This is a genomic window from Rhizobium sp. 007, assembly GCF_015353075.1.
GTDB lineage: Bacteria > Pseudomonadota > Alphaproteobacteria > Rhizobiales > Rhizobiaceae > Rhizobium.
Genome location: NZ_CP064187.1, coordinates 3,330,783 through 3,357,045, shown reverse-complemented (window position 1 = coordinate 3,357,045; position 26,263 = coordinate 3,330,783). Strand labels below are relative to the sequence as shown.

The 26,263-nt window shown below is 59.8% G+C and carries 23 protein-coding genes and 2 pseudogenes; 13 read left to right on the top strand and 12 right to left on the bottom strand.

The window, feature by feature from the left end; translation table 11 throughout:
* Window positions 1-40: 40 nt before the first annotated feature.
* Window positions 41-682: a DUF1007 family protein gene (locus ISN39_RS16450; RefSeq protein ID WP_194728221.1), complete on the bottom strand. Its 642-nt coding sequence runs from the start codon at window positions 680-682 to the stop codon at window positions 41-43.
* 102 nt (window positions 683-784) lie between these two features.
* Window positions 785-1,678, bottom strand: coding sequence for a LysR family transcriptional regulator (locus tag ISN39_RS16445; protein WP_022715917.1), 894 nt, complete (start codon window positions 1,676-1,678; stop codon window positions 785-787).
* Window positions 1,679-2,202: 524 nt separating this feature from the next.
* Here ISN39_RS16445 and odc2 point away from each other — a divergent pair.
* The gene (gene odc2, locus ISN39_RS16440) at window positions 2,203-3,336 is read left to right on the top strand and encodes an ornithine/lysine decarboxylase (RefSeq protein WP_194728220.1); all 1,134 of its coding nucleotides are present in this window, start codon (window positions 2,203-2,205) and stop codon (window positions 3,334-3,336) included.
* Between the two features lie 88 nt (window positions 3,337-3,424).
* On the top strand, window positions 3,425-4,015 hold the full coding sequence (locus tag ISN39_RS16435) for an N-acetyltransferase (protein WP_194728219.1): 591 nt from the start codon (window positions 3,425-3,427) through the stop codon (window positions 4,013-4,015).
* Between the two features lie 40 nt (window positions 4,016-4,055).
* Here the strand turns inward: ISN39_RS16435 and ISN39_RS16430 are convergent, their stop codons facing one another.
* Window positions 4,056-5,012 carry an NAD-dependent epimerase/dehydratase family protein gene (locus ISN39_RS16430; protein ID WP_194728218.1) on the bottom strand — a complete coding sequence of 319 codons (957 nt, stop codon included), beginning with the start codon at window positions 5,010-5,012 and terminating at the stop codon, window positions 4,056-4,058.
* A 151-nt stretch (window positions 5,013-5,163) separates the two neighbouring features.
* Between ISN39_RS16430 and ISN39_RS16425 the strand changes: the two genes are divergently transcribed.
* On the top strand, window positions 5,164-6,174 hold the full coding sequence (locus ISN39_RS16425) for a serine hydrolase (protein ID WP_074070439.1): 1,011 nt from the start codon (window positions 5,164-5,166) through the stop codon (window positions 6,172-6,174).
* 53 nt (window positions 6,175-6,227) lie between these two features.
* On the opposite strand, the gene ISN39_RS16420 is transcribed toward ISN39_RS16425, so the two are convergent.
* From ISN39_RS16420 to ISN39_RS16410, 3 genes are all read right to left on the bottom strand, one after another.
* Complete coding sequence (locus tag ISN39_RS16420) at window positions 6,228-7,217, bottom strand: WD40 repeat domain-containing protein (protein ID WP_074070437.1); 990 nt, start codon at window positions 7,215-7,217, stop codon at window positions 6,228-6,230.
* Window positions 7,217-8,314 (bottom strand): GTP-binding protein, encoded by a 1,098-nt coding sequence (locus ISN39_RS16415; protein ID WP_074070438.1) that lies wholly within the window; start codon window positions 8,312-8,314, stop codon window positions 7,217-7,219. The genes ISN39_RS16420 and ISN39_RS16415 overlap by 1 nt, the downstream gene beginning before the upstream one ends.
* A 123-nt stretch (window positions 8,315-8,437) precedes the next feature.
* Entirely contained in the window at window positions 8,438-9,229 is a 792-nt protein-coding gene (locus ISN39_RS16410) for a creatininase family protein (protein WP_194728217.1), read from the bottom strand.
* An 87-nt stretch (window positions 9,230-9,316) separates the two neighbouring features.
* Between ISN39_RS16410 and ISN39_RS16405 the strand changes: the two genes are divergently transcribed.
* The 3 genes from ISN39_RS16405 to ISN39_RS16395 all read left to right on the top strand — a co-directional run bounded on the left by ISN39_RS16405 (window position 9,317) and on the right by ISN39_RS16395 (window position 11,947).
* Window positions 9,317-9,829, top strand: a complete 513-nt coding sequence (locus ISN39_RS16405) for a MarR family winged helix-turn-helix transcriptional regulator (protein WP_194728216.1) — start codon at window positions 9,317-9,319, stop codon at window positions 9,827-9,829.
* Between the two features lie 122 nt (window positions 9,830-9,951).
* Window positions 9,952-10,974 carry a LacI family DNA-binding transcriptional regulator gene (locus ISN39_RS16400; protein WP_022715909.1) on the top strand — a complete coding sequence of 341 codons (1,023 nt, stop codon included), beginning with the start codon at window positions 9,952-9,954 and terminating at the stop codon, window positions 10,972-10,974.
* Between the two features lie 16 nt (window positions 10,975-10,990).
* Complete coding sequence (locus ISN39_RS16395; RefSeq protein WP_074069700.1) at window positions 10,991-11,947, top strand: 2-hydroxyacid dehydrogenase; 957 nt, start codon at window positions 10,991-10,993, stop codon at window positions 11,945-11,947.
* A 5-nt stretch (window positions 11,948-11,952) separates the two neighbouring features.
* On the opposite strand, the gene ISN39_RS16390 is transcribed toward ISN39_RS16395, so the two are convergent.
* Window positions 11,953-12,465: a GNAT family N-acetyltransferase gene (locus ISN39_RS16390; RefSeq protein ID WP_246763243.1), complete on the bottom strand. Its 513-nt coding sequence runs from the start codon at window positions 12,463-12,465 to the stop codon at window positions 11,953-11,955.
* 37 nt (window positions 12,466-12,502) lie between these two features.
* The gene (locus ISN39_RS16385) at window positions 12,503-13,276 is read right to left on the bottom strand and encodes a gamma-glutamyl-gamma-aminobutyrate hydrolase family protein (RefSeq protein ID WP_194728215.1); all 774 of its coding nucleotides are present in this window, start codon (window positions 13,274-13,276) and stop codon (window positions 12,503-12,505) included.
* A 293-nt stretch (window positions 13,277-13,569) separates the two neighbouring features.
* Here ISN39_RS16385 and ISN39_RS16380 point away from each other — a divergent pair, with 293 nt between their 5' ends.
* Window positions 13,570-14,676 (top strand): TRAP transporter substrate-binding protein, encoded by a 1,107-nt coding sequence (locus ISN39_RS16380; protein WP_194728214.1) that lies wholly within the window; start codon window positions 13,570-13,572, stop codon window positions 14,674-14,676.
* Between the two features lie 81 nt (window positions 14,677-14,757).
* Here ISN39_RS16380 and ISN39_RS16375 read toward each other — a convergent pair whose 3' ends face one another.
* On the bottom strand, window positions 14,758-16,320 hold the full coding sequence (locus ISN39_RS16375; protein WP_074069697.1) for a TRAP transporter large permease subunit: 1,563 nt from the start codon (window positions 16,318-16,320) through the stop codon (window positions 14,758-14,760).
* Between the two features lie 21 nt (window positions 16,321-16,341).
* A complete protein-coding gene (locus ISN39_RS16370; RefSeq protein ID WP_074069696.1) occupies window positions 16,342-16,881 on the bottom strand; it encodes a TRAP transporter small permease subunit in 540 nt (179 codons plus the stop codon).
* A gap of 320 nt (window positions 16,882-17,201) precedes the next feature.
* Here ISN39_RS16370 and ISN39_RS16365 point away from each other — a divergent pair, with 320 nt between their 5' ends.
* From ISN39_RS16365 to ISN39_RS16340, 6 genes and pseudogenes are all read left to right on the top strand, one after another.
* Window positions 17,202-19,505: an EAL domain-containing protein gene (locus ISN39_RS16365; protein ID WP_194728213.1), complete on the top strand. Its 2,304-nt coding sequence runs from the start codon at window positions 17,202-17,204 to the stop codon at window positions 19,503-19,505.
* Between the two features lie 143 nt (window positions 19,506-19,648).
* On the top strand, window positions 19,649-20,401 hold the full coding sequence (locus tag ISN39_RS16360; RefSeq protein WP_194728212.1) for a hypothetical protein: 753 nt from the start codon (window positions 19,649-19,651) through the stop codon (window positions 20,399-20,401).
* 118 nt (window positions 20,402-20,519) lie between these two features.
* A complete protein-coding gene (locus ISN39_RS16355) occupies window positions 20,520-20,744 on the top strand; it encodes an aa3-type cytochrome c oxidase subunit IV (protein ID WP_074062505.1) in 225 nt (74 codons plus the stop codon).
* A gap of 98 nt (window positions 20,745-20,842) precedes the next feature.
* Window positions 20,843-22,000: a Re/Si-specific NAD(P)(+) transhydrogenase subunit alpha gene (locus ISN39_RS16350; protein ID WP_074069693.1), complete on the top strand. Its 1,158-nt coding sequence runs from the start codon at window positions 20,843-20,845 to the stop codon at window positions 21,998-22,000.
* Window positions 21,990-22,387 (top strand): annotated as a pseudogene (locus ISN39_RS16345) (proton-translocating transhydrogenase family protein). Before ISN39_RS16350 ends, ISN39_RS16345 begins: the two are co-directional and overlap by 11 nt.
* Window positions 22,388-22,397: 10 nt before the next feature.
* Window positions 22,398-23,791 (top strand): annotated as a pseudogene (locus ISN39_RS16340) (NAD(P)(+) transhydrogenase (Re/Si-specific) subunit beta).
* Window positions 23,792-23,889: 98 nt separating this feature from the next.
* On the opposite strand, the gene ISN39_RS16335 reads toward ISN39_RS16340, so the two are convergent.
* Both ISN39_RS16335 and ISN39_RS16330 read right to left on the bottom strand, forming a co-directional pair.
* Window positions 23,890-24,372: a DUF992 domain-containing protein gene (locus ISN39_RS16335; protein ID WP_194728211.1), complete on the bottom strand. Its 483-nt coding sequence runs from the start codon at window positions 24,370-24,372 to the stop codon at window positions 23,890-23,892.
* A 61-nt stretch (window positions 24,373-24,433) separates the two neighbouring features.
* Complete coding sequence (locus ISN39_RS16330) at window positions 24,434-26,092, bottom strand: sensor histidine kinase (RefSeq protein ID WP_074070434.1); 1,659 nt, start codon at window positions 26,090-26,092, stop codon at window positions 24,434-24,436.
* Between the last annotated feature and the right edge of the window lie 171 nt (window positions 26,093-26,263).

The window sequence follows — 26,263 nt, the reverse complement described above, 5'->3', positions numbered from 1 at the left end:
GCGAATGCGGCCGTTGGAAGGAACAGCAAAGCGCTCCGTTTCAGCATGAAACCTCCAGCCTGGTGGCAAAGAGCTTGGACATGTCGGTGCCGGTCGGATCGTTGAAGAAGGCGTCGGTCAGCGACTGCTTGTTTTGAGAAATCACCTGATCGGCGTCCGGCCGCAGCACATCATGCTTGCAGTTCTTGAAGCCGTCCCCGACTGTTGCCAGCTCCTTGTCCGTCGGGAAGTCGATCGAGGTGTAGAGCGTGGGGTCGTAGACGCCGAAGGTGAGTTTGCCCTTCAGTGGCATCTTCTCCGCGGGCTTTACCGCGAAGAACATCAGAAGCTGACCTTCCTTGTAGTCGACGTGAATGATGTCCGGCTTCTGCACGGTCACGTTCTTCCCGTCGATCGTCAGATTCATGTAGTAGTCATAGTCCGAGAGCGACTCGCGGACAGTCTTGCCGACTTCGGCGAGCTCGTTCGGCTCCAGCTTCAGATCGGTGTTCTTGTCGAAATCCATGACGACGGAGGAGGAGAACACCTCGTCGAAACGCCAGACGTTTCGCAACTCCTGAACGCTCCCGTCGGGCGCTGCCACGACTTCGAGCCGAGCTTCCACGAAAATATGCGGGTGTGCCATGGCCGCGGCCGGCGCAAGTAAGATCAGCGCGGCCATCAGGTAAGTGGATTTCTTCATGTGTCTGGTTACCGCTCTGCCCAAATCGGTTGGTGTCTTCTTGCCGGAGAATGGGACGGAATTGGGACCTGCCTCAAGGTGACAAAGTGAATCAGGCCGGCTTCAAGCCTGCTTCTTGAACCAAGCATGGAGGTAATCCACGAAGATGCGGACCTTTGCCGGCAGGTAGCGCCGATGCGGATAAACGGCATAAATCCCGCGATCGGTCGGTATGTAGTCGTTGAACAGCGTCACGAGCCGGCCGTCCTCGATCGGCTTACGAGCGATGAAGTCCGGGATGACCGCAATGCCGATGCCGGAAAGAGCCGCGCGCAATGTCGCATGTGGGCTGTTCACCTCGATCGGTCCGGAAACCGCGACGGCGAAGGACGTGCTGTCCGGATTGTAGAAACGGACGCTTGCCTGCGTGCGCGAGTTCGTATCCACGATGAAGGGAACGTTGGAAATGTCCGTCGGATGTTCGAGGTTCGGATAGCGCTCGAGAAACTCCGGCGTGGCGCAGACGTGGACGCGGAAATCCGAGATCTTTCGCGCGATCATTCCCGAATCTTCTAGCTTCGTGACGCGGATCGCCAGGTCGAAACCTTCTTCGATCAGATCGACGAATCGGTCGTCTGCGGCGATTTCCAGCTGCAGATCCGGATTCTCCTTGGCAAAATCGATCAACGACTGACCGACATCGGCATCGACAAAGGTGCGCGGCACCGAGATCTTCAGCCGGCCTTTGAGTTGCGCGTTGTTCTCGCGGACCAGATCGGCGAGGTTGTCGATCTCCTTCAGAATGTCGGAGGCGGTGCGGTAATAAGTATGCCCGGCCTCGGTCATCGAAAACTGCCGGGTGGTGCGATTGAGCAGCAGGGCGCCCAACTCGTCTTCCAGCTCGCGCACATATTTGGAAAGCAGCGCCTTGGAGCGGCCGGTGCGCCGCGCTGCGGCGGAAAAACCTTCCGCTTCAACGACATCGATGAAGGCGCGTATGCGCGTCAGTGTGTCCATGGCCATCTCCCGTTGTTGCGGAAGATTGAACAAATTGCGCGCAGTTGTTCAATTTATTTTTTGAGCGAAGGGCAAAAAAATTCTTGATTATGACTGCGAATATTCTTATCTCGTCCTCAGCCCAAAGTCGCACGTGCCCATGGGTGTCCGCCGACCCTCGATTAGGTGAGGTCATCGGTAAGGTACCTGGAACTAACCCCTCCAGTCGCTATTCCGGCCAACCGGGAAATGCGAGGACGCCTAAGCAACGACGGTGCGGGCCTTTCTGGTGTCTTCCGGCTTTCCATCAGCCGGGGTTACTGAAGAGGCACACCTTCATTGCCGGAAGTGCGGTTGGGATTTTCCCTCCAATCCATGGCAGACAAAGCCGAACTATGCCGCTGTCGTGGCGTTGGTTCAATATTTGCGCATCGAGCGCTTGCTATGGTTCCGGGGTCTCCACCGGCTGGTTCCAATGCGAGCATTCGTATGCCCTTTGTCCTCCGGTTTTTGCCGGAGCTCTGGAATTGGAAGAGGGAATCGATATGACCACCCAGCGCATCCGCGACTTTCTCGCAACCCGACGTCCCGACGGTCCCTGCCTCGTGGTCGACCTCGACGTCGTGCGCGACAATTTCAACGCCTTCCGTCATGCGATGCCGGACAGCGCGATCTACTATGCTGTCAAGGCAAACCCGGCTCCGGAAGTGCTGAAGCTGCTGGCTTCGCTCGGCTCCAATTTCGATTGCGCGTCTGTCGCTGAAATCGAAATGGCACTGGATGCCGGTGCGACCGCTGCGCGCATCTCCTACGGCAATACGATCAAGAAGGAGCGCGACGTCGCCCGCGCCTGTGCGCTCGGCGTCAGCCTCTTTGCGGTCGACAGCCACGAGGAAGTCGAGAAGATCTCGCGCGCCGCTCCCGGCGCCCGCGTGTTCTGCCGCGTGCTCACGGATGGCGAAGGCGCCGAATGGCCGCTATCGCGCAAGTTCGGCTGCGTCCCGCAAATGGCTGTCGATGTTCTTGTCTATGCCCATCAGCTCGGCCTCGAATCCTATGGCGTCTCGTTCCATGTCGGTTCGCAGATGACCAAGGTCGATGCCTGGGATTCGGCTCTTGCCGATGCCAAGCGCGTTTTCGTGCAGCTTGCCAAGCAGGGCATCCATCTGCAGATGGTCAACATGGGCGGCGGCTTCCCGACGAAATACCTTCGTGACGTTCCGTCGGCCGAGGCTTATGGCCGTTCGATCTACCAGAGCCTGCGCGATCACTTCGGCAACCAGATCCCGAAGACGATCATCGAGCCGGGCCGCGGTATGGTCGGCAATGCCGGCGTCATCAAGGCTGAAGTGGTGCTTGTCTCGAAGAAGTCGGACAACGACACGGCCCGCTGGGTATTCCTCGACATCGGCAAGTTCGGCGGTCTCGCCGAAACGATGGATGAGGCCATCCGCTACCCGATTCGCACCGAACGCGACGGCGACAACATGGAGCCTTGCGTCATCGCCGGCCCGACCTGCGATTCGGCCGACGTGCTCTACGAGAAGAACCTCTACCCGCTGCCGGTGAGCCTCACCATCGGCGACGAGGTTCTGATCGAAGGCACCGGTGCCTATACGACGACCTATTCGGCGGTTGCTTTTAATGGCTTTGAGCCGCTGAAGGCCTACGTCATCTGATCCAGCCGGCCCCGTAGCCAATCGGGGCGGCACCTTCACAATTTCCTTTCGACACCGTCTGAAACGGTTTTGAGTTCGGGAGGCCAAGATGGCCGCTGTTCTTGATTCTGTCCGCGCATTCTTTGCGCCCTCCGTCTTCACCATCGATTCCGAGAATCCGTCGGATGTCGTACCGCGCGAGAACCTGCTCGATCGCGCCATGGGTCCGAACCGCCGCAAGAAGTCGTCGGAGAAGATCCGGCGCGGCCGCATCCCGGCAGAAGGCTTGGCACTTGTCGCGCGCGACCGCGACGGCCATGTCATCGGCACCGTCCGCCTCTGGAACATCGAGGCTGGCGTCAACACCGACGGCACGTCGATCAATGCGTTGCTGCTCGGCCCTTTGGCCGTCGATCCGACCTTTGAGGGCAAGGGTGTCGGTTCGGCGCTGATGCGTGCGGCGATTCTCGAGGCCAAGAACCGCGGACATGGCGCGATCCTGCTCGTCGGAGATGCTGCCTATTACGAGCGCTTCGGCTTCTTTGCCGAGAAGGCTTGCCATCTCGTCATGCCCGGCCCGTTCGAACGCTCGCGCTTTCTGGCGCTGGAGTTGACGGAAGGCTGGCTTGACGGCGCAGCCGGCATGATTGTTCCCTCGGGGCGCATGCTGGCCAAGGCGCCGCTCCGGAAGGCCGCCTGACGGGTCGAGCCTCTCCCTGAAACGGGAGGGGCTTTTTCTTTTAAGCCCTTATGCGCCCCTGCGCGACAAGCCACTGGACCGCCTCCTGCACAGCCTGGAGGGAGCTGTGGCGCGGCGTGAACCCCAGCAGACGCCTTGCCTTGTCCATTGAGCAATTCGGGCTCCGGGCGATGTGCTCCCACGTCGCCCTTGCGTCCTCGGCGCTTTCCATTTTCGACCATTCGTCATAGGGGAAAAATTCGAGGTTCGGCTCATGACCGAACCAGCGAAACATCGCTTCGGCATATCCTCTCAACGTCAGTGCCTGGTCGGAAACCGCGTGGAAGCTTTCTCCGGTTGACGCTTGCCAATTGCTGATCGCTGCCATGAACATGCCTGCCACATCGTCAGCGTGAACATGATGAACGGTCTCCAAACCGAGATTCGGCAATCTCAGCGTCTCGCCGCGCGCAATCGTCGAAAAGACGGAAATGTTGAAATGTCCGGCGGGGTTGAGTGGAGGCCAGCCCGGTCCAACGATATGGCCGGGATGGATGAGGGTTGCGGGAAAGGCCCGCCGTCGTGCCTCGCCTAGAAGATAGTCCTCGATTGCCTTCTTCTGCTCGCCATAGTCTCCAAACGGCGTTTTCGGCGCATCCTCGCGCGTCGGAACCGAAATGGAATGGCCGTGCGTCCAGATGGTGCCGGTGTGCAGAAAATGGCCGACATGGCCATCCAACACTCCCGCCAGATGGCGAGCGCTCTCCAACGTGAAACAGATCATGTCGATGACGATATCGGGCCTCAGTGCGCGGACGGCGGGGCCGAAGCTGCCTTCCTCCTCCATCGGCGCCCTATCCATCTGCTGCCGTTCGACGCTCTGCCATGTTGCGTGGGGACAGTAGGGGTCCGCTTTGCCGCGGCTGATTGCAACGACGTCATGCCCCGCCTCGACAAGACGCGGGACGAGATATGTGCCGACATGGCCAGTTGCTCCGATCACGATTACGCGTGCCATCGTTTTTACGCTCCTGCCGTGTGTTGAGCTGGTCCGGCCAGTATGTTGGGCGGCCGGTCGATAGGGCAAGCAGGATCATAAACTTTCACGTCCGCGTGAATCGGCACTTCGGGCGGATGAATTCTGCGTGGGATTGCGATAGCTCATGGCGATGACCAGAGCCTTCCTCATATGGTTTGCCCTTTTCCTTTCCGCCGCGCCGGTCTCAGCCCAGCAGGAAAACGATCGCCTTGCGTCGCTGCTCGACAACTTCGCTTCCCGCGAGGAACTGAAATCGCTGAAAACCATCATCATTTCACGTGACGGAAAGATTGTTGCCGAGCGCGGCTATCGCGGGCATACAGCGTCGGAATCGACCAATATCAAGTCCGCCTCGAAAGCGATCATCTCCGCCCTTGTCGGCATCGCCGTCAGCAAGGGTGTGCTCGAAGGACCGGATCAGAAGATTGCCCCGATCCTGAAGGCGGATCTGCCGCAATCACCCGATCCGCGGCTGAACGAGATCACCATCGGAAACCTGCTGTCCATGCAGGCGGGGTTGGGCCGTATGTCGGGACCGAACTACGGACGCTGGGTTGCAAGCCGAAACTGGGTGCGTTTTGCACTCTCGCAACCCTTCGACGATGAGCCCGGGGGCCGAATGCTGTACTCGACCGCCTCGACACATCTCCTGTCTGCAATCCTGACGAAGGCGAGTGGTAAGACAACCCTTGCCTTGGCACGGGAATGGCTCGGGCCAGTCGAAGGCTTTCGGATCGGCGCCTGGGAGCGCGATCCACAGGGCATCTATCTCGGCGGAAACCAGATGGCCATGAGCGCCCGCTCGTTGCTTGCTTTTGGCGAGCTCTATCGCAACGGCGGCAAGACGCGGGAGGGGCGACAAGTCGTTCCCGCCGAGTGGATTGCCGCGTCCTGGCAGCCGCGCACCAACTCGCGCTTTTCGGGCGATGCCTATGGCTACGGATGGTTTGAGCGCAATCTCGGCGGCGAGGACGTGCATTTCGCATGGGGCTACGGTGGGCAGATGCTCTACATCGTGCCGTCGCTCAATCTGACCGTGGTGATGACCTCGCAGGAAAGCGGGCCATCGGCCCGCAACGGCTATCGCGATGCCTTGCACGGCGTGCTGGGCGAGATTGTCGAAAATGCCCGGACATCCTGACCGGAAGGGATGGCGAAGGCACTCAGCCGTCACCATCGGAAGAGTTTGAGCGGTCAGGCCGAGATATCGACGACGCCGCAGTCGCCTGCTTCCGAGGCGAAGGCGAGCAGCTTGCCGTTCTTGCTCCAGCTCATCGCGGTGATAGCGCCCTTGCCGGGGCGGCGGATCAGCGCCTCTTTACTGTCTGCAATCCGCACGGCAAGGATCATGCCGTCGATGAAACCGATTGCAAGGATGTCCTCAGCCGGATGGAACTTGACCGCGGTCGCCATGATGTTGGCGCGCGTGCCGAGCTCCAGCGGCGCCTTGCCCATCGGACCGTCCTTGCCCTGGAAGGGCCAGACGATCGCTGCTGGCGCGCCAGACGAGGCGAGCCACTTGCCCTTGGCGGACCAGGAGAGCGACTTCACCTTGGCCGGATAACCGGTCATGCGCATGTGACGCGCCTCAGCCCCCGGCTTGGCGTCAAGCTTCCAGCCGTGCAGGGCGTTTTCCTGCATGGTGGTCACGAGGAAATTGCCGTCGGGCGAGAATGTGACACCCGTATGCGCGCCCTTCCATTCCAGATCGACCGGCTTTGCGTTCATGCCAACCCAGTGCAGCGATACTCCGTTGTAGCGCGCTGCAGCGATGCGCATGCCTTTCGGTGCAAAGGCAAGGCCTTCGACCGTCCGCTCCTCTGTGATTTCCTTAGTGTCGCCATTCGAAAGACGAACAAAGGCGCTCTTTCCATAGGCATAGGCGACGGCACCCTGCGGGCCGGCCGCCACCTGCGAAATCCATTTGCGCGGCACGTTAGCGATCTCGCTGACGCCGGCGTCGGCCGCAATGCGCAACACCTTGCCATCTTCGCCGCCGGAAATCAGGCTTTCGCTATAGGGATCGCGGATGCAGGTGAGCATGCCCTGATGGGCTTCGCAAACCTTCTCGCCGCCATCCAGCCGGTGAAGCGTGCCGGCGGCGTTCGCAAAGAAGGGGACATCACCTAAAAATTCGACGGCCAGAATGTGGCCGTCGAGATCAAGCGGGGCAACTGTTGGCATCAGGCCGCGGCCTCGCATGCCTTGAAGGAGGCTTCGAGCTTTTCGCGGTCGAGTTCGCGGCCGATGAAGACGAGCCGCGTCTCATGTTTCTCGCCATCCTTCCAAGGGCGCTGGTGGTCGCCCTCGACGATCATATGCACGCCCTGGACGACATAACGCTCGGCATCGTCCTTGAAGGCGATGATGCCTTTAAGGCGCAGGATGTTCGGACCCTGCGTCTGGGTGATCTTCTGGATCCAGGGGAAGAAGCGCTCGGGGTTCATCTCGCCGCCGCGGAGCGACACCGACTGCACCGTCACGTCGTGGATCGGCGACACCGCGCCGTGGTGATGATGGCCATGGTCGTGATCATGGTGATCATGATCGTGATCATGCGCATGGTGATGGTGGTCGTGATCGCAATCCGGGCCACAGACGTGATCGTCGTGCTCCTGCTCCAGGAAGTGCGGGTCGTTTTCCAGCGCGCGTTCAAGGTTGAAAGCGCCCTGATCAAGCACGCGGGCGAGATCGACGCCGGAGCGGCTCGTCTTGTAGACGCGAGCCGACGGGTTGATGGCCCGGACGATATCCTCGATCTGCGCCAGTTCTTCCGGCGAGACGAGATCAGTCTTGTTGATGAGGACGACGTCGGCAAAGGCAATCTGGTCTTCGGCCTCGCGGCTATCCTTCAGACGCAGCGGCAGGTGCTTGGCATCGACAAGGGCGACAACGGCGTCGAGCTCCGTCTTGGCGCGCACGTCGTCATCCATGAAGAAGGTCTGGGCGACCGGCACCGGATCGGCAAGTCCGGTCGTCTCGACGATGATGCCGTCGAAGCGTCCGGGGCGGCGCATCAGGCCCTCGACGACGCGGATCAGGTCGCCGCGCACGGTACAGCAGACGCAGCCGTTGTTCATCTCGTAGATTTCCTCGTCCGACTCGACAATCAGGTCGTTGTCGATGCCGATCTCGCCGAATTCGTTGACGATGACCGCGTATTTCTTGCCGTGGTTTTCGGACAGGATGCGGTTAAGCAGCGTCGTCTTGCCGGCGCCGAGATAGCCGGTGAGCACGGTGACGGGGATGGGTTTCTGCTGAGTCGAAATTGCGTCGGTCATGAGAACCTCGAAGAATGGGCTTGCCGCCAAGGGGGCTTTAAACGGACGGTTCCATATAAGGATTTGGACGCGTCAGTTCAAAGGTTTTATAATGTTATAAGATCACATTGTTTTCGGATCGCTCTATTTGAGTTCGGATGTGTCAAACGCATCCACATCCTGCAGCAGCTCCATCAGCCCCTTAACCGCATGGCCGACCAGCGCTTCGCCTTTCTCGACCGTTGCGGCAGCGGCGTTTCCGGCCGCGCCTTTGACGTTCAGATCGAGCATCTTCCAGCCGAAGGCGTGCGGCCCGTAGGCCCGTAGATGCTTGAAGCGGCTGGCAAATTCCAGCTGCCTTGAAGCGAAGTTCTCAGCCTTGGACATGGCGACCCTACCGGGATGCAGCGCCAGCATGACCGAGGTTTCGATATCGCCGCCGTGGATGTCGATCGCCTTGTTTTCAGCTGAAATCACCTCTTCCGGCACGCCGAAACGGGTCCAGCTGGTCGCAACGGCCAGCATGTTGAACTTCACCCGCGCTTCGGTTGCGACGATTGTCATCAGCGGTGAATTTCCGCCGTGGGCGTTCAACATCACCAGTTTGCGGCAGCCGAGATCGCGCAGCATTCCGGCAATTGCGAGCCAGCGGTGGATCGCTTCGCTGTAGGTCAGCGTCTTCGTACCTACGACATCCATGTGTTCGATCGAGTAGCCGACCGGTTCTGTGGGCAGGAAAGTGACCGGCAATGTTGAGGGGAGGGCAGCCTTTAGCCTTTCGACGATGCCTTCGGCAATCAGCGTATCGGTTTCGAAGGGCAGGTGCGGGCCGTGCTGCTCATGCGCGCCAAGCGGCAGAACCGCGATCCAGTTCCGGCGATCTTCGGCCGAAAGTGCGGCATCGTTGTCTGCGAAGTTCCGGGCAGGCGCTGTCATCCGGTTTCAATGCCCCTTGTTTATGACGTGAACCTGCGCAATGTCATAACGCAGCGTTGTCACGGCTTAAAGATCAAAGGGATGGCGATGGGGAAGAAGCACAAAGACGGCAAGAAAAACAAGTCCAAGAAAAAGGACCAGACCGAATATACGCTTGCCGATCTTTCGCCGGCTTTGACGCAGGCTGCGCGGTCGATGCGCACGGTCCTCTCCCGTAGTCTGCTTGAAAGCGGCCTTTACGCCGGCCAGGACGGCGTCATTCTTTCGCTTGCCGAAACCGACGGGATGACGGCAGGCGGCCTTGCTCAGAAGCTCGGCGTCAAGGCGCCAACGATGACTCGCACCATAGGCCGCATGGAAGCCCAGGGCTTCCTGGAGCGCAAGCCGGATGCGGAAGATGCGCGGCTGACGAAGGTCTACCTCACCGAACTCGGGCGCGGCAGCGTGAAGGCGATCGAGATGGCGGCGTCGGCCTGCGATCGGACGGCTACGCTTGATTTTTCGGAGAAAGAAATCCGCAACCTCGTGCGCCTTCTAAAGGCGATCGACAACAATCTCCAGGCAGAAGCAGTGCCGTTCGAAGAACCCGACGAAATTTGACGGTCAATTAAAATTCGGTTTGCCTCTCCGCGTTTAATCTTTTAATTAAACATTTTAAGGGGCGCTCTTTTTCCGGTTCCGCGATGCGCTCCACCATCTCGCGCGTTGCCTGGGGAGGATGCGTGGCTCAAAAGATCAAACTTTCGACAATTGCCGAAACACTCGGCATTTCAACGGCAACGGTATCGCTAGCCTTACGCGACAGCCCGCTCGTTGCGGGCAATACGCGGGAAAAGATCAAGGAACAGGCGCGCGCGCTCGGCTATATCTACAACCGCCGGGCCGCAAGTCTGCGTACGTCTCGCTCGGGCATCGTCGGCGTCGTCGTGCACGACATCATGAACCCGTTCTACGGGGAAATCCTGAAGGCGATCGAGAGCGAGCTCGATCGCAGCCGTCATACCTTCATCCTGTCCAACCACTACGATTCGGTCGAGAAGCAGCGCACCTTCATCGAGACGCTGCTGCAGCTCGGCGGCGATGGCGTCATCATGTCGCCCGCAATCGGCACGCCGCCGGAGGATATGCAGCTTGCCGAGGCCAACGGCATGCCGGCGATCCTTGTCGCGCGCTCGATGGAGGGGATGGACCTGCCGACCTATCGCGGTGACGACAGCTACGGCATTTCGCTTGCCACCAATCACCTGATCGGGCTCGGCCACCGCTCAATCGCCATGATCGGGGGAACGGATCAGACCTCGACCGGCCGCGACCGCTATCAGGGCTATGTCAATGCGCTGCGCAAGGCTGAGATCGAAGTCGATCCCAACCTGCGCATTCCCGGTCCGCGCTCGATGCAGGGCGGGTTCGAGGCGGCTGTGCATTTCCTGTCGCTGCCGCAAAAGCCGTCGGCCGCCGTCTGCTGGAACGATCTCGTTGCCATCGGGCTCATGAACGGCATTGCCCGTGCCGGTCTTGTGCCAGGCAAGGACATCTCGGTTACCGGCTATGACGATCTCGAGGAAGCCTCGCTCTCGACACCGGCGCTGACGACGGTCTGGAATGGGCAGGCCGAAGTCGGCCGCCTTGCCGCCCGGGCGCTTCTCGATCGCTTGGCCGGCAGTCACGAGCCGGACGGCATCCACCTGATCAAACCCGAGATGCGCATCCGCCAGTCGACAAGCCCTTACAGACCCCGCCAGTAAGACAAGAGGAAAAGCCATGTCCCGCATCGCCATTCTCGTTCCCGGGAAGATACACGAGCGTGTTCTTGCGACCTTGAAGGACCGTTTCGAAGTTGTCGCCGTCGAAAAAAGCGAGACGTTGGAACTCGACGCCGAAACCGCAAACCGCATTCGCGGCGCGGCCGTCAGCGGCGCGTTTCCCGGCAGGTGGATGGATCAGCTGCCGAGCCTTGAGGTGATCGCGAGCTTCGGCGTCGGCTATGACGCCGTGGACGTCAAGCATGCTGCGGAAAAAGGACTGGTCGTCACCAACACGCCGGATGTGTTGAACGACGAGGTCGCCGATACCGCGATCGGCCTGCTGCTCAACACCGTCCGCGAACTGCCGCGGGCGGAGAACTGGCTGCGTGAGGGCCACTGGACGACGGGTTCGGCCTATCCATTATCGCGCTTTTCCTTAAAAGGACGGCATGTCGGTCTCTACGGCCTCGGCCGCATCGGCCAAGAGATCGCCAAGCGCCTCGAACCGTTCAAGGTGAAAATCAGCTATCACACACGCACGATCCATCCAGATATCGCCTATGATTATCACCCGACCCTGAAAGGTCTCGCCGGCGCTGTCGATACGTTGATTGCGATCGTTCCGAAGACGCCTCACACCCACAAGACGATCGATGCGGAGATCCTTTCTGCACTCGGCCCTGACGGCATTCTGATCAATGTCGGCCGAGGCTGGACGGTGGATGAAGCAGCGCTCGTTTGGGCGCTGAAGAGCGGCGCACTCGGCGCTGCGGGCCTTGATGTCTTCTACGGCGAGCCGGTGGTCCCGGCGGAACTCTTCAGCTTGCCGAATGCGGTGCTGCTGCCGCACGTCGCCTCCGCCTCGATCCCGACGCGCAACGCGATGGCCGATCTTGTTGCCGGCAATCTGATCGAATGGTTTGAGAAGGGCAGGCCGCTAACCGCGGTGCCGGAGACGCCTTCGGCAAGGTAAGGGGCTCAGTCAACGATGCGCCGCGCCATAACGACATCATCGATTTCCTCGCCCTCGTGAATAATTCCGCCCGGAATTCGCCCGACTTGGCTGAAGCCCTCGCGCTCGTAGAAGCGGATCGCGGGCGGGTTCTGCGCGCTTACGGCCAGCTCCAGCTGTCTGATGCCGACCTCTCGAGCGTGCCCGGTCAGTCGTTCCAGTAGCGCCGAAGCGGCGCCCAAACCGCGAAAGCTCTTATGCACGTAAACCATAATAATCGTGGCACGGTGGGCCATCTTGCTCGATTGCTGCCGCATCAAGCCCATCATGCCAACCGGTTTTTCTCGGTGGAATGCGACGAACACTGCATTGTTCGTGAGGCGGTGACGCCATTCATCGTTTGTTAGGCTCTCCCAATCGGCGGCGGTGCTCGCATAGGCCGCGGGCTCGGTCTGCAGCGCCTCCAAGCGGATTTGCCGAAAAGCCTCAATATCCTCGGGGCCGAGGAGCCGTATATTGATCTGCCCGCCGTGAGCCACTGTCGATACCTGTCGTTCTGTCGTGCAACCGGAGCGCCTAGGCCTTAACCTTCATGGAGACATTCTTAGTCGCCGCATATTCCCTTGCCGCATCCCCGAAGGCCGCAAAGATCTGGTTCGAGGGCTTGTCGGTTTCGGCCCAGTATTCCGGATGCCACTGCACGCCGACGGCAAAGGCTTTGGCGTCGATGACGGAAACGGCTTCGATCGTCCCGTCTTCGGCGATCGCCTCCACCTGTAGGCGAGGCGCCGTCTTGGCGATTGCCTGACGGTGCAGCGAGTTCACCAGGACTTCGCCTGGACCGATGATGCGGGCGATGCAGGAGCCTTCCTTGACGAAAACGCTCTGGCGGATAGCATACATTCCGTCGCGATCGACATCGGCTGGCTTCCTGTGGTCCCAGATGCCCTCCTGCTCGTGGATTTCAGTGGCAAGGGAACCGCCGAGCGCGACGTTCAGCTCCTGTATGCCGCGGCAGATCGCCAGCAGCGGGATGGCTCGATCGATTGCACGGCGGATGAGGGGTATGGCCGTTGCGTCACGCGCGGGGTCGAAGGGGCCATCGCTCTCGCGAGCCTCTGCAGCGTAGAGCGATGGATGGACGTTGCTCGCCGAGCCCGAAACCAGCAGTCCATCCACTCGGTCAAGGATTGCGTCCGTGTCATAACCTTTTTCGAAGGCAGGAATGATGAAGGCCATGACGCCCGCAGCGTTCAGCGCCGCGCGTACATATTGATGCTGGACGGCATGCCAGTCGGCGCCATCGAGGGTGCGGGTATCGGCAGGAACGGCGACGATCGGCTTCATCATTTTTGGTCCGGAACGCTCTCGATTTTTCTATTGTGAAAACCGAGATCGGCCTCAAAGTCAACTTCTCCACGCAATGGCGGGCCAAATTGCGGCGATCTGCGCCATTCAAGCATAGAGACCTTGCTAAACTGCTGATTTTCGATGGAAACACGTCATTCGCCAAATTGCTGCCGTGATGCCAAAGTCTGATCGACTAAAGCTTGAAACACACGCGGCCGCATGCTTAGCTCGCCTCCATTGCTGCGGGTAGGGATGAAATTGTCCGCGCATGCCATCTATACGGGAGGTTTTTGATGGATCGTCGTTCGTTTATTAAGAAGGCCGGAACTGCGGGGGCAGGTGCCGTTGCGGCAAGCGCACTCGCCGCGCCGGCAATCGCGCAGGAGAATCCGAAAATTTCGTGGCGCATGACCTCTTCGTTCCCGAAGAGCCTGGACACGATCTTTGGCGGTGCGGAAGATATCGCCAAGCACGTCGCCGACGCGACCGACGGTGCCTTCAAGATCCAGCCTTTCGCAGCCGGCGAAATCGTGCCCGGCCTGCAGGCGGCCGACGCCGTCAGCTCGGGTACCGTTGAATGCTGCCACACCTGCTCGTACTATTTCGTCGGCAAGGATCCGACCTATGCAATCGGCACGGCCATTCCCTTCGGCCTCAACGCCCGTCTCACCAACGCCTGGTTCTTCGAGGGCAATGGCATCAACCTGATGAACGAGTTTTATGCCACGCAGGGCATGTTCGGTCTTCCGGCCGGCAATACCGGCGTCCAGATGGGTGGCTGGTTCCGCAAGGAAATCAATACGCTGGACGACCTCAAGGGCGTCAAGATGCGTATCGCCGGTCTTGCCGGGCGCGTCATGGAAAAGCTCGGCGTCATCCCGCAGCAGATTGCCGGCGGTGACATCTATCCGGCGCTCGAAAAGGGCACGATCGACGCGTCCGAGTGGGTCGGTCCCTATGACGACTTGAAGCTCGGCCTGCACAAAGTCGCCAAGTACTACTACTATCCGGGCTTCTGGGAAGGCGGTCCGGCGATCCACGCTTTCTTCAATCTCGAAAAGTGGAACAGCCTGCCGGAGCACTACCAGACGATCCTCGCCGACGCCTGCACCTATTCCAATACCAGGATGATGGCGAAATACGATATGAAGAACCCTTCAGCGCTGAAGCAGCTCGTCGCCGAAGGTGCAACACTGCGTCCCTTCAGCCAGGAAATTCTGGAAGCCGCGTTCCAGGCTTCAACCGGTCTCTATGGCGAGCTCTCGGCTTCGAACCCATCTTTCAAGAAGATCTATGACGACCAGACCGCATTCAAGCGCGATGCTTACCTCTGGATGCAGCTCTCGGAATATACGTTTGACACATTCATGATGATCCAGCAGCGATCGGGCAAGCTCTAGGCGGCTTGGGAACCCGTCTGCGCGTTCATCGCATCGCCGACAGAAGCCCCGGATGGAAATCCGGGGCTTCTTCATTTGCATTCAATTGATCTTTGGAGGTTGGCTGAGATCGGGTGGCGGTGCTGGTTGTGCCGGATTGGCCGGCGCGGGCGTCGCAGGGGCTGGCTGCTGACCGGGCAGACCGTTCAGTGGCGGCAGGGTGAGACCCGGGATCTGTGGTGTACTGCCGCCACCGCCAGGCGCGGGCGGCAGCGAGAGCTGATTGCCGCCGAAGCCGGGTATTTCGATCTTGATCGTGTTGAGGTCCACGGCCGGACCCTTGTTCAGCCAGTAGGTCACGGATTGCGGCCAGAAGATCACGATCGCGACGAGGATGAGCTGCATGACGACCCATGGGATCGCGCCCATGTAGATATCCCGTGTCTTCACGTCACGGCTGGCGATGGAGCGCAGATAGAACAGCGCGAAGCCGAAGGGCGGGTGCATGAAGCTCGTCTGCATGTTCACGCAGATAAGCACGCCAAACCAGATCAGATCGATACCGAGCGCCGAAGCGACGGGTGCCAGCATCGGAATGACGATGAAGGCGATTTCGAAGAAATCGAGGAAGAAGGCGAGGACGAAGATGAAGAGGTTGACGAAGATCAGGAAGCCGACCGGACCGCCCGGGATGCCGGACAGCATGTGCTCGATCCAACGCGAACCATCCATGCCCTGAAAGACGAGGCTGAAGCAAGTCGAGCCGATCAGGATCATCACCACCATCGAGGTGATATGCATCGTCGATGTCATGGCTTCGCGGACCAGCGGCCAGGTCAGGCGGCGGTGGAGCGCTGCAAGCACGATCGCGCCCACGACGCCGAGGGCGCCGGCTTCCGTTGGCGTCGCAAGCCCCATGAAGATCGTGCCGAGCACGAGGAAGATGAGGATAATGGAAGGCACCATGCCGGCCAGCACCTTCATCAGCAGTGCCCAGTTGAACTCGCCGCGCACCTCCTTCGGCAGCGGCGGCATCAAGCCTGGCCGGAAGATGGACAGGAACAGGATGAAGCCAAGGAAGATCGCGACCTGCAGGATCGAAGGGCCGATGGCGCCGAGATACATGTCACCGACTGATCTGCCGAGCTGGTCGGCGAGAACGACGAGCACGAGGGAGGGCGGGATGACCTGGGTGATCGTGCCCGACGCGGCGATGACGCCGGTCGCCAGCCGCGGATTGTAGCCGTAGCGCAGCATGATCGGCAGCGAGATCACGCCCATGGTGATGACCGATGCCGCGACGGTGCCGGTGATGGCGCCGAGAACAGCGCCGACGAGGATGACGGCGTAGGCGAGACCGCCAGGAACGGCGCCGAAGAGCTTGCCGGTTCCCTCGAGAAGATCCTCCGCAAGGCCACACCTTTCCAGAATGGCGCCCATGAAGGTGAAGAAGGGTATGGCAAGCAGCAGGTCGTTGGAAACGATGCCGAACACGCGAAGGGGCAGGGCCTGCAGGAAGGCCTCGCTGAAATGGCCGGTTGCTATGCCGATGACCCCGAAGAAAAGGCCGACGGACGCGAGCGAAAAGGCGACCGGGAAGCCGTAGAGCATGAAGATGACCATGCCTAGAAACATCGCCGGCGGAATGATACCGAAGTCAAACAAGTCCGTTCCTCCCGGAGAGCTTTATTGCAGGGGCTTTTCGTATTTCGTTTCGAGCTGGATGTAGCCGCGCACCGCGGCGATCCTCTTGATGAGTTCCGAAATGCCCTGCAGTGCCAGGAGTGCGAAACCTGCGAAAAGAATAAGCTTGACCGGCCAGCGGATGAGCCCTCCGGCATTGGCGGATATCTCGCCCTGCTGGAAGGCGATCACGAAATAGGGCCAGCACAGGAAAGCCAGGAAGGAGCAGGCCGGGATCAGGAAGACGATCAAACCGATGATATCGATCCAGATTCTGGCCCTGTCGGAAACCGATCCGTAGATTAGGTCGACGCGCACGTGCTCATTGTTGCGCAGCGTATGAGCCGCCCCGAGCACGACGACGTAGGCAAAGAGATACCATTGAATCTCCAGCCAACCATTCGAGCTGTAATTGAACAGATAGCGGACGATTGCATTGCCGGCGCTGATGAAGCAGCACGCAAGCACCATGTAATCCGCGATTTTCCCTATGAATTGGCTGACGCTGTCGATCAGCCGGCTGACGCTTAGAAACGCCGGCATGCCTTTCCCCTTACTCTGCCTTTGCGGCAAGTTCTCACTTTTGAAATTTGTGTAAACTACGGTTTCCGAAATTGAAAGAATAAACGGCCGTATAGGATTTTAGTCGTAGACATAGAATGCGGCGGTTTAGATGCTGGCTGTACAACCGGCAACTTAAGCGCGGATCATTTTTCCATGAACTTCACTTCATAGCTGTGAAATTCGCCATTAATCTTGAAATTCTCTCTTGGGTTTTAGAAAAAACAACCAAACAGATAGGGTCAAGGCAATCAATTTTTAAAAGGTTCCCCGTATCATCCCGGCGCACAGGGAAAGTATGGATGAAACCACATAGCCCGAACAGGGTCCCTATCGATGTGTATCTGTCGTTTGTGAGTTCTCTTTCGGGGAACCGCATGACGCTGCTCGCCGGCGTCATCGTGCATGTGGCAACTTTCCTGGCGGTTGCAGCCAAAACACAGTCTTCCATCTATGTGCTGCTGTCGGCTGCCGCCCTCCTGGTCTTTTGCGTCCGCATGATCACCTTCCGGCGGTTCGATCGCGTGGAAAAAGAGAAACTGTCGCGCGCCGGCATCGAGCGCTGGGAGCGCGTTCTCGTTGCCGGTGCGGCCTGCACTACAGCCATCCTCGGCATCGGCAGCGGCTATGCCATCTTCGTCGTGCATGATTCCTTCGCGGAGCTTGCCTGCATTTCCGTCACCATGGCGACCATGGTTTCCGTCGTCGGCCGCAACTACGGCTCGCGGCTGGCAGTTGACCTGCAGACTTTCTCCTGCTGCCTGCCGATGATCGTCTGCAGCCTGATGGCGTTGGATTTCTATCGCGGCATCCTCTCCATCTTCCTTATTCCTTTCTGGCTGACGACGCGGGCGATGGCGAACGGCGTGCGCGAGTTCCTTTATGAGAACGTCATCGCTCACAGGCAGATCTCGCTGATTGCCGATCGTTTCGATACTGCGCTCAACAATATGCCGCACGGTCTCGTGATGGTCGATCCGTCGAACCGTATCCAGGTGATCAACCGGAAAGCCTGCGAGCTTCTCAAGATCGGCGATCCGGACCGGTTGAAGGATCGCGACCTCGGTGCCGTCCTGCGTTACGGCGCGCGCTATAGCTTCATGGATGCCTCGCAACCGGAACTGATCCTGCGGCAGCTGACACAGGTTGCCGAGGAAGGCCTATCGCGCACCCTGATCCATTTTCCTGAAAGCCTATCGCTGGAATTTTCCGCGAAGCGTCGTGCCGACGGCGGCGCCGTTCTGATCTTCGAGGATGTGTCGAGCCGCGTGAAGGCGGAGCAGAAGATCCTGCATATGGTCCGCTTCGATGCTCTGACCGGCCTGCCGAACCGAGAATATTTCGGTCATCTCGTAAAGGAATATATCGAGCGCCACCCGAAAAGGCGTGGGCCGCTTGGTTTCATGGTCCTCGACATCGACGAGTTCAAGCACGTTAACGACATGCGCGGCCACATCACCGGCGATCACCTGCTCTGCGCGATCGCGGCGCGGATCAAGGACGAAGCAGGCAATGCCATCATCGGCCGCCTCATGGGCGACCAGTTCGTCATCTTCTTCCCGCATGCCAAGAACAACGAAGCGCTCGATGCCGAAATCCGCCGGATGCATGCCGACATTCAGGGCAATTATGAAGTGGACGAGGTCACCTTCCTGGTGTCGCTCAGCGCCGGCTACGCGATCCTCGAAAGCAATGCATTTGCAATGGAGGAGTGGAGCATCAAAGCGGACCTCGCCCTCTTTGAAAGCAAGTCACGACTGCGCGGCGGCATCACCGGCTTCGAACACGAAATGGATGGCCGCTACATCGAGCAGCAGAAGCTGAAAGCAGACTTGCGCGAAGCGGTGGCTGCGGGCGCGCTCAGCGTCGCGTTTCAACCGATGTTCAAAGCCGATGGGACACGCATCGAATGCGCCGAGGCGCTGGCGCGCTGGGTCCACCCGGAAAAAGGCGCCATTCCGCCGGACGTTTTCATCCGCCTCGCCGAAGAGATGGGCATCATATCGGACATCACGCGGTTCATCCTTTTCAAGGCCTGCAGCGAATGCATGACCTGGCCCGACCACATCGCGATATCGGTCAATCTCTCGGCACGCGACCTGCGCGACAACGATATCCTCACCGTCGTTTCGGAAGCGCTTTCAACATCCGGCCTCAAGGCGTCGCGGCTGCATCTGGAAATTACAGAAAGTTGTCTCATCGACGAGCCTGCGGCGGTGCGCGCCATCCTCGCGGAATTGCGCTCCCACGGCATCACCATAGCGATCGATGACTTCGGCACGGGCTTCTCCAGCCTTAGCTATCTCGACACGTTGCCGCTCGATATCGTCAAGATCGATCGCTCCTTCGTTCGCAATATCGCAGAAGACACGCGCCGTCTGAAGCTTTTGTGCGGTACGGTCAATCTCGCCCGCGAGCTCGGGCTCAAGATCGTCATCGAGGGTGTGGAAACTGTTGAGCAACTGGCATTGCTCAACAAGCATCGCAGCGCGGATCTCGTGCAGGGCTATGTCTTCTCTGCGCCGGTGCCCTCAAAGGAGATCGGCATCCTTTCGCAAGCACTCAGCCGTCGCGTCACCCAGCGCCGCCGCAGCAAGGTCGCCTGAGCCCGGATTGCCGCCATCGAAACACGAGCCCAATTATCCGGGTCTGTTAACCTTAATAATTCAAATACGTCCGAAACTTTTGATACTTCTTGCTCTTTGCGCGCCCAGATATGATTAATGGCCCGTTAACGGCGGGAACATCAATGGCGTCAATCCCTTTGAATACAAGTGACTTTTCAAGAAAGCTTCTCGAAATTCTGGACAATGTCGAATATCGCCGCATCGAAAGCAGCGAGGACATGGAGGATGTCGAACGGTTGCGATGGAAGGCCTACAAGGCCCATGATGTGCTGGCGCTCGCCCCAAAAGGGCTGTTGGACGATACCGATTTCGATAGCCATGCTTATGTCTTCGGTCTCTACTATTACGGCGAACTGGTCAGCACGGTCCGACTTCACTATGTAACGCCGGACCATCGCGTCAGCCAGTCCGCCGGCGCCTTTCCTGAGGCGATCGATTCGCTTCTGGATGCAGGGCTGACCTTGATCGATCCAGCGCGCTTTGCGGCCGATCCGGAAATGACCGCCGACCTGTCGTGGATTCCCTACCTGACGCTGAGGCCAAGCATCGTTGCGGCGGCGCATTTCCGTGCCGACCGCGTTCTTCAGTTTTGCCGGCCCCCGCATGCCGCTTTCTACAAGCGGGTCTTCTATGCAGATACCATCGTGCCCGGCCGGCTGGCGAAGAATTACGGAATCGACATGACGCTGATGGCGACGAATGTGATCGAGGTTGGTCGAAAGCTTCTGACGCGCTATCCCTTCTTTATTTCCAGCGCCAGCGAACAGCGCATGATGTTTTCCCGCGGCCCCGACAGCAGGCTGCCATCGCTCACCATCATCCCGACCGCGCGCTTCGTGCCGGAAGGCCAGTTCGGCACCGATCTGCCGCTCTGAGGCCGCGCTCATGAAATGCCGCAAAGCGTACCGGCTGCGGCATTCTCATGCATTGCGCTTTTCCCAGGCTTTGTGTAAGCCCTGAATGGGATCATGGCATTCAGGGAGACGAAATTTCATGGCCGAAGAACACAACGGACCCGTCGAAGTCGGCGCGCCGATGGACTACAAAGAACATGAACAAACCTACAATCTGTTCATTTCGGCTGCGAAATACGGCACGATGTTCCTCATCGCCCTGCTGCTTGGCATGACGGCCGGTTTTTTCACCAGCAGCGGCTTTCTCGGCGGCCTCCTGGTTTTTCTCGTCATCTTCGTTGCCGGCATCGTCCTGCTGCGCTGACTGCAGCAGGCGAGGAGCGGCATTTCCGAAATTTTCGAATAGGTGCTTGGCCTGAGCGGTGAGCCCGCGGTGGTTTGGCTGACCCGAGGAGGGGGCAGTTGGGCAATATCGTTTTCATTACAAAAGAATCGAACGGTTCCGAGACACGCGTTGCGGCGTCTGCCGAAACTGTAAAGAAGATGGGGAACCTCGGCTTCGACATCGTGGTCGAGGCAGGTGCTGGGGTTTTATCGCGCATACCGGACAGCGAATTCGAGGCTGCAGGGGCGCGGATCGGCTCGGCTGGCGATGCGGCAACCGCGGATGTGGTGCTGAAAGTGCGCCGCCCGACGGAGGCGGAGATTGCCGGCTACAAGAGCGGCGCGGTCGTCATCGCGATCATGGATCCCTATGGAAACGATGAGGCGATTGCCGCGATGGCGAAGGCAGGGCTTTCAGCCTTCGCGATGGAACTGATGCCGCGCATTACGCGCGCCCAGTCCATGGATGTTCTTTCCTCACAGGCAAATCTCGCCGGCTATCAGGCCGTCATTGAAGCGGCGTCTGTCTATGATCGCGCCCTGCCGATGATGATGACGGCCGCCGGCACCGTTCCGGCCGCCAAGGTCTTCGTGATGGGTGCAGGTGTGGCAGGCCTCCAGGCGATTGCGACGGCGCGCCGCCTCGGCGCTGCGGTCTCGGCCACCGACGTTCGCCCCGCCGCCAAGGAACAGGTCGCCTCACTCGGCGCCAAGTTCATCGCCGTTGAAGACGAGGAGTTCAAGGCAGCCGAGACGGCGGGCGGCTACGCCAAGGAAATGTCCAAGGAATACCAGGCGAAGCAGGCAGCCCTCGTTGCCGAGCACATCGCCAAGCAGGACATCGTCATCACCACGGCACTGATCCCCGGACGCCCTGCGCCGAAGCTCGTATCGCGCCAGATGCTGGCTTCGATGAAGCCCGGCGCCGTTGCCGTCGATCTTGCGGTCGAGCGTGGCGGCAATATCGAGGGCGTGGTTGCAGACGAGGTCGTCGATGTCGAAGACGTCAAGGTGATCGGTTTCGCCAACCTGCCGGGCCGGGTGGCCGCCAGCGCTTCGGCGCTCTATGCCAAGAACCTCGTCACCTTCCTCGAGACCATGCTCAACAAGGAGACGAAGAGCGTCGTCCTCAACCTCGACGACGAACTCATCAAAGCGACCATGCTGACCTATGCAGGCGATGTCGTGCATCCGGCATTCGCCGGGACGAAGAAGGGGATAGCTGATGGCCAGTGAAGCAATGGACAAGGCGCTGGAGCAGCTTGACCAGGCGGTCAACGCAGTCGTGGCGGCGGCCGCGCAGGCACCGGAAGCGGCAAGTGCGGCAACGGCGGGGCGATCGATCCCTTCATTTTCCAGTTCGCGATCTTCGTGCTGGCGATCTTCGTCGGTTATTACGTCGTCTGGTCGGTGACGCCGGCGCTGCATACGCCGCTGATGGCCGTCACCAACGCCATCTCTTCAGTCATCGTCGTCGGCGCGCTGCTTGCAGTGGGCATTTCGGCAAGCGGGCTTGCGACCGGTTTCGGCTTCGTCGCGCTCGTTCTCGTCTCGGTCAACATCTTCGGCGGTTTCCTCGTCACGCAGCGCATGCTGGCGATGTACCGCAAGAAGGACAAGTGAGGCCGGACGAATGACCAATATCGCAGCTTTCCTCTACCTCGTCTCCGGCGTGCTTTTCATCCTGGCACTGCGCGGCCTCTCCCATCCGGCCACCAGCCGCAAGGGCAATCTCTACGGCATGATCGGCATGGGGATGGCGATCCTCACGACGCTGGTGCTGGCAACGCCTTCTTTTGCCGGCTTCGTGCTGATCGTGCTCGGACTGGCGATCGGCGGCGGGGCGGGCGCCTATATCGCCCGCGTCATCCCGATGACCTCGATGCCGCAGCTGGTGGCGGGCTTCCACTCGTTGGTCGGCCTGGCCGCCGTGCTGGTTGCCGCCTCCGCGCTTTATACACCGGCCTCCTTCGGCATCGGCGATATCGGCTCGATCCATGGCGAGGCGCGTATCGAGATGGCGATCGGCGCCGCGATCGGGGCGCTTACCTTTACCGGCTCGATCATCGCTTTTTTGAAGCTTGACGGGCGCATGTCCGGCAAGCCGATCCTGCTTGCCTTCCGGCATATCATCAACATCGCGCTTTTGGTGCTGATCGTCTTCTTCATCATCGGGCTCGCGCAACCGAAAGCCATTTCGATTTCTGGGCGGTCGTGGCGCTTTCGCTGGCGCTCGGCGTGCTGCTGATCGTGCCGATCGGGGGCGCCGACATGCCGGTCGTCGTCTCCATGCTGAACTCCTATTCGGGGTGGGCGGCAGCCGGTATCGGTTTCACGCTCGGCAATCTCGCTCTGATCATCACCGGTGCGCTGGTCGGCTCTTCGGGTGCGATCCTGTCCTACATCATGTGCAAGGGCATGAACCGCTCGTTCATATCCGTCATTCTCGGCGGCTTCGGTGGCGAGACCTCTGCAGGGGCTGCGGACAATTCCGACAAGACCGTCAAGCTCGGCTCGGCAGAGGATGCCGCCTATCTGATGGCGAACGCTTCCAAGGTCATTATCGTGCCGGGCTACGGCATGGCGGTTGCCCAGGCGCAGCACGCGCTTCGCGAGCTGGCCGACAATCTCAAGAAGGCCGGCGTCGAGGTCAAATACGCAATTCATCCGGTCGCCGGCCGCATGCCCGGCCACATGAACGTGCTGCTGGCCGAAGCGAACGTGCCTTATGACGAGGTCTTCGAACTCGAAGACATCAACTCCGACTTCGGCCAAGCCGATGTCGCTTATGTCATCGGTGCCAACGACGTCACCAATCCAGCGGCGCGCGATGACAAGACCTCGCCGATCTACGGCATGCCGATCCTCGATGTCGACAAGGCCAAGACCTGCCTCTTCGTCAAGCGTTCGCTCGGCTCCGGCTATGCGGGCATCGACAATACGCTGTTCTACAAGGATGGCACGATGATGCTGCTCGGCGATGCAAAGAAGGTCACCGAGGAGATCAACAAAGCGATCGGCCACTGAGCCAAGGCCCGGCTTCGAGCCGGGCTTTTATTTCAAGCGATGCCAGCCGAAGAAAAAGGCCCGCCTAAGCGAGCCTTTTTCCATCTCCGCCGACCTTGTCAGGTAGCAGCGGGCGCCAGCGTCATTTTCTCCACGCCGATTGCGAGATTGAGGCCCTCCTGGGCCTGCACATTCAGCGGTTGCAGCATGAAAGCCTTGTTGGTGCCACCGGCGATCACCTTGGCACCGGCACCTGCGCCCAGGCTGGCATCGGCGCCGATCCCGTAGTATTCACCGGCAAGTGCAAATTCCGGAATGTTTGTGCCGGTCTTGGCAAGAACCTGCCAGATCATAACGCTTTTGCCGGTCTCGCCGATATCCAGGCCAAATTTCTCGATCTTGCCGGCATAGACGGCTTTCGGGCCGCCTCCGGCAGGCGTGTAGGTGCAGATCAGATTCTTCTGCGAAGTGATAATCAGCCCCTGACTGCCTTCCGATCCGCAGACCAGACGGCCGAGGCTGATATAGTTCGCAGCGCCTGCCGGGCTTGCAAAGACTGCTGCCGCCGCTGCCGTTGCTGCGATCATCATGTGCTTGAACATGGCCGTTCTCCTTTCGGATGACCTATCGGAAACGAATTGATCCTTTTGATTGTTCCGGCCGTTATTCGCGCTCCAGCGCGCTACGCGGTGCTGTCAGGGTCCAGATCAGGCCCTGCGGCAGGTAGTCTACCTGCACCGATCCGCGGAAGGCCGCTGCAGCATGCGTCTTGATGACAGTGGTTCCAAAGCCGGAGCGGGACGGAGTAGCGACTTCGGGACCGTTCCGTTCCTCCCAAATAAAACGGAGCATTGCCTCGGACTGATCCTCGACCTGGATATTCGCCCAGGAGAAGGAGACGCGGCCCTGCGGCACTGAAAGCGCACCGTATTTCACCGAATTGGTAGCCAGTTCATGCAGCGTCAGGCCGAGGTTCTGGACCGCCTCCGGCTTGACCACAAAATCCTCTCCGGAAATCTCAAGCTGTTCTGCCGCCTGCGGGAAGGCCTCCAGGTGAATGTCGATGACCCGGCGGAGCGAGGCACCGGACCATTGCTCGCTTGTCAAAAGCTCGATCGAACGGACGAGCCCGTCGAGGCGATCGGAAACGGCCGACTGGAAGCCTTCGACGCTGTCGGCCTGTTTGGCGAGTTGGCGCATCATTGCCTGGGCCAGCGTGAGCAGGTTCTTCGTTCGATGCACGAGCTCATGCATAATGAAATGCAGACGGTCTTCCGTCTGGCTGCGATCGAACGAGGCATTGGACAGAGCAACGGCGACCTGGTTTGCCTCGATGACGCTGGTATCGATCGGCGCCACGATTTGGCCCTCGCCCATGCTGCTTGCCATGTCGGCGATATCGCGGATCGTAGTGCGCACCTGCCGCGCCACGGCATAGGCCGCGAGCACGGCGACCAGAAGCAATGCGATGCCGCCGACGATCAGGAAACGCCATGTCGTGAGGATCGATGCCTGCGCCGTGGCAACCGGTCCCCAGACCACCGTTTTCCAGGACCAGCCGGGAATTTGGGCATAACCGAGGAGTTGATTCGGCAGAATATCCTCGTCCTCGAAGACGCCGCGCGAAGCGATAAGCGACGGCAGGATGCGCGTGTCGAACGGCGTTCCGGGGGCAATGCTTGCCATGCCGCTCGAAGCCACCACATGGCCGCCCTGATCGATCACCGCAGCCGACCAACCCGACGCAAGCCCTTCGGTCGTGACAAGTCTGGCGAGGTCCTTGGCGTTCTGGGTTACGATCAGGGCCGCGACTTGACCTGCATCCAGCGGCATCGTGACATTGTAGACCCACTCGCCGCTTGTCGCTCCCTTGAAGACGTCGGATGCTTCGATACGGCCGGACTCGATGGCCGATTCCATTGCCGGGATATTGGCTGTCTTGCTGAGCGGCGTGCCGAAATCTCGGCGCGTGTTCAGTAGCTGCTGACCGCTTCGGTCGACGGCGATCACGTAGAGTGTATCGCCGCGCAGGGCCGTTTCGGTCCGCTCATGAAACGAGGCGAAGTCGTTGTTCTCGAGTTCGGGCGAGGTTGAGAGCAGACGAAGTGTCGTCGCCATGTCCTGCAACTGCCGGTCAATAGAGCGAGACAGGGTCAGCGCGTCTTGCGCCGTCTCGCGCCGCAGCGTCGTCCGCTGATTGTCCTCGAGCTGCAAAAGCAGGAGTGTGACGAAAGCAAAGATCGGCACGGCGATCGAGACCGCCATGGCAACCAGATAGGTGCCGATCGAAGCCTTGGGAAACAGCCGCGTGCGCAGACTCATGGGCATAATCTTTGCAGGCTTTCGAGGGCGAATGGCCCGGCCGGATTTTCGCAAACAGTTACGAAAGCAAAAAACTGCATCGCCGTTAGTGCCCTCAACGCGTTCGGATTCCCGATAGCCTGCTATCGAAGCAAGGACATGTTAGGGGCAGGGGAAAGTGGTTGCAACACA

Excerpts from the sequence above, each read along its gene's own strand:
- ISN39_RS16365 (WP_194728213.1), top strand. The coding sequence starts at position 17,202 with ATGAAACCACATAGCCCGAACAGGGTCCCTATCGATGTGTATCTGTCG.
- ISN39_RS16450 (WP_194728221.1), bottom strand. The coding sequence starts at position 682 with ATGAAGAAATCCACTTACCTGATGGCCGCGCTGATCTTACTTGCGCCG.
- ISN39_RS16405 (WP_194728216.1), top strand. The coding sequence starts at position 9,317 with ATGGGGAAGAAGCACAAAGACGGCAAGAAAAACAAGTCCAAGAAAAAG.
- ISN39_RS16395 (WP_074069700.1), top strand. The coding sequence starts at position 10,991 with ATGTCCCGCATCGCCATTCTCGTTCCCGGGAAGATACACGAGCGTGTT.
- ISN39_RS16355 (WP_074062505.1), top strand. The coding sequence starts at position 20,520 with ATGGCCGAAGAACACAACGGACCCGTCGAAGTCGGCGCGCCGATGGAC.
- ISN39_RS16335 (WP_194728211.1), bottom strand. The coding sequence starts at position 24,372 with ATGTTCAAGCACATGATGATCGCAGCAACGGCAGCGGCGGCAGCAGTC.
- ISN39_RS16330 (WP_074070434.1), bottom strand. The coding sequence starts at position 26,092 with ATGAGTCTGCGCACGCGGCTGTTTCCCAAGGCTTCGATCGGCACCTAT.
- odc2 (WP_194728220.1), top strand. The coding sequence starts at position 2,203 with ATGACCACCCAGCGCATCCGCGACTTTCTCGCAACCCGACGTCCCGAC.
- ISN39_RS16380 (WP_194728214.1), top strand. The coding sequence starts at position 13,570 with ATGGATCGTCGTTCGTTTATTAAGAAGGCCGGAACTGCGGGGGCAGGT.
- ISN39_RS16370 (WP_074069696.1), bottom strand. The coding sequence starts at position 16,881 with ATGCCGGCGTTTCTAAGCGTCAGCCGGCTGATCGACAGCGTCAGCCAA.
- ISN39_RS16360 (WP_194728212.1), top strand. The coding sequence starts at position 19,649 with ATGGCGTCAATCCCTTTGAATACAAGTGACTTTTCAAGAAAGCTTCTC.
- ISN39_RS16415 (WP_074070438.1), bottom strand. The coding sequence starts at position 8,314 with ATGACCGACGCAATTTCGACTCAGCAGAAACCCATCCCCGTCACCGTG.
- ISN39_RS16425 (WP_074070439.1), top strand. The coding sequence starts at position 5,164 with ATGACCAGAGCCTTCCTCATATGGTTTGCCCTTTTCCTTTCCGCCGCG.
- ISN39_RS16385 (WP_194728215.1), bottom strand. The coding sequence starts at position 13,276 with ATGATGAAGCCGATCGTCGCCGTTCCTGCCGATACCCGCACCCTCGAT.
- ISN39_RS16445 (WP_022715917.1), bottom strand. The coding sequence starts at position 1,678 with ATGGACACACTGACGCGCATACGCGCCTTCATCGATGTCGTTGAAGCG.
- ISN39_RS16430 (WP_194728218.1), bottom strand. The coding sequence starts at position 5,012 with ATGGCACGCGTAATCGTGATCGGAGCAACTGGCCATGTCGGCACATAT.
- ISN39_RS16410 (WP_194728217.1), bottom strand. The coding sequence starts at position 9,229 with ATGACAGCGCCTGCCCGGAACTTCGCAGACAACGATGCCGCACTTTCG.
- ISN39_RS16420 (WP_074070437.1), bottom strand. The coding sequence starts at position 7,217 with ATGCCAACAGTTGCCCCGCTTGATCTCGACGGCCACATTCTGGCCGTC.
- ISN39_RS16435 (WP_194728219.1), top strand. The coding sequence starts at position 3,425 with ATGGCCGCTGTTCTTGATTCTGTCCGCGCATTCTTTGCGCCCTCCGTC.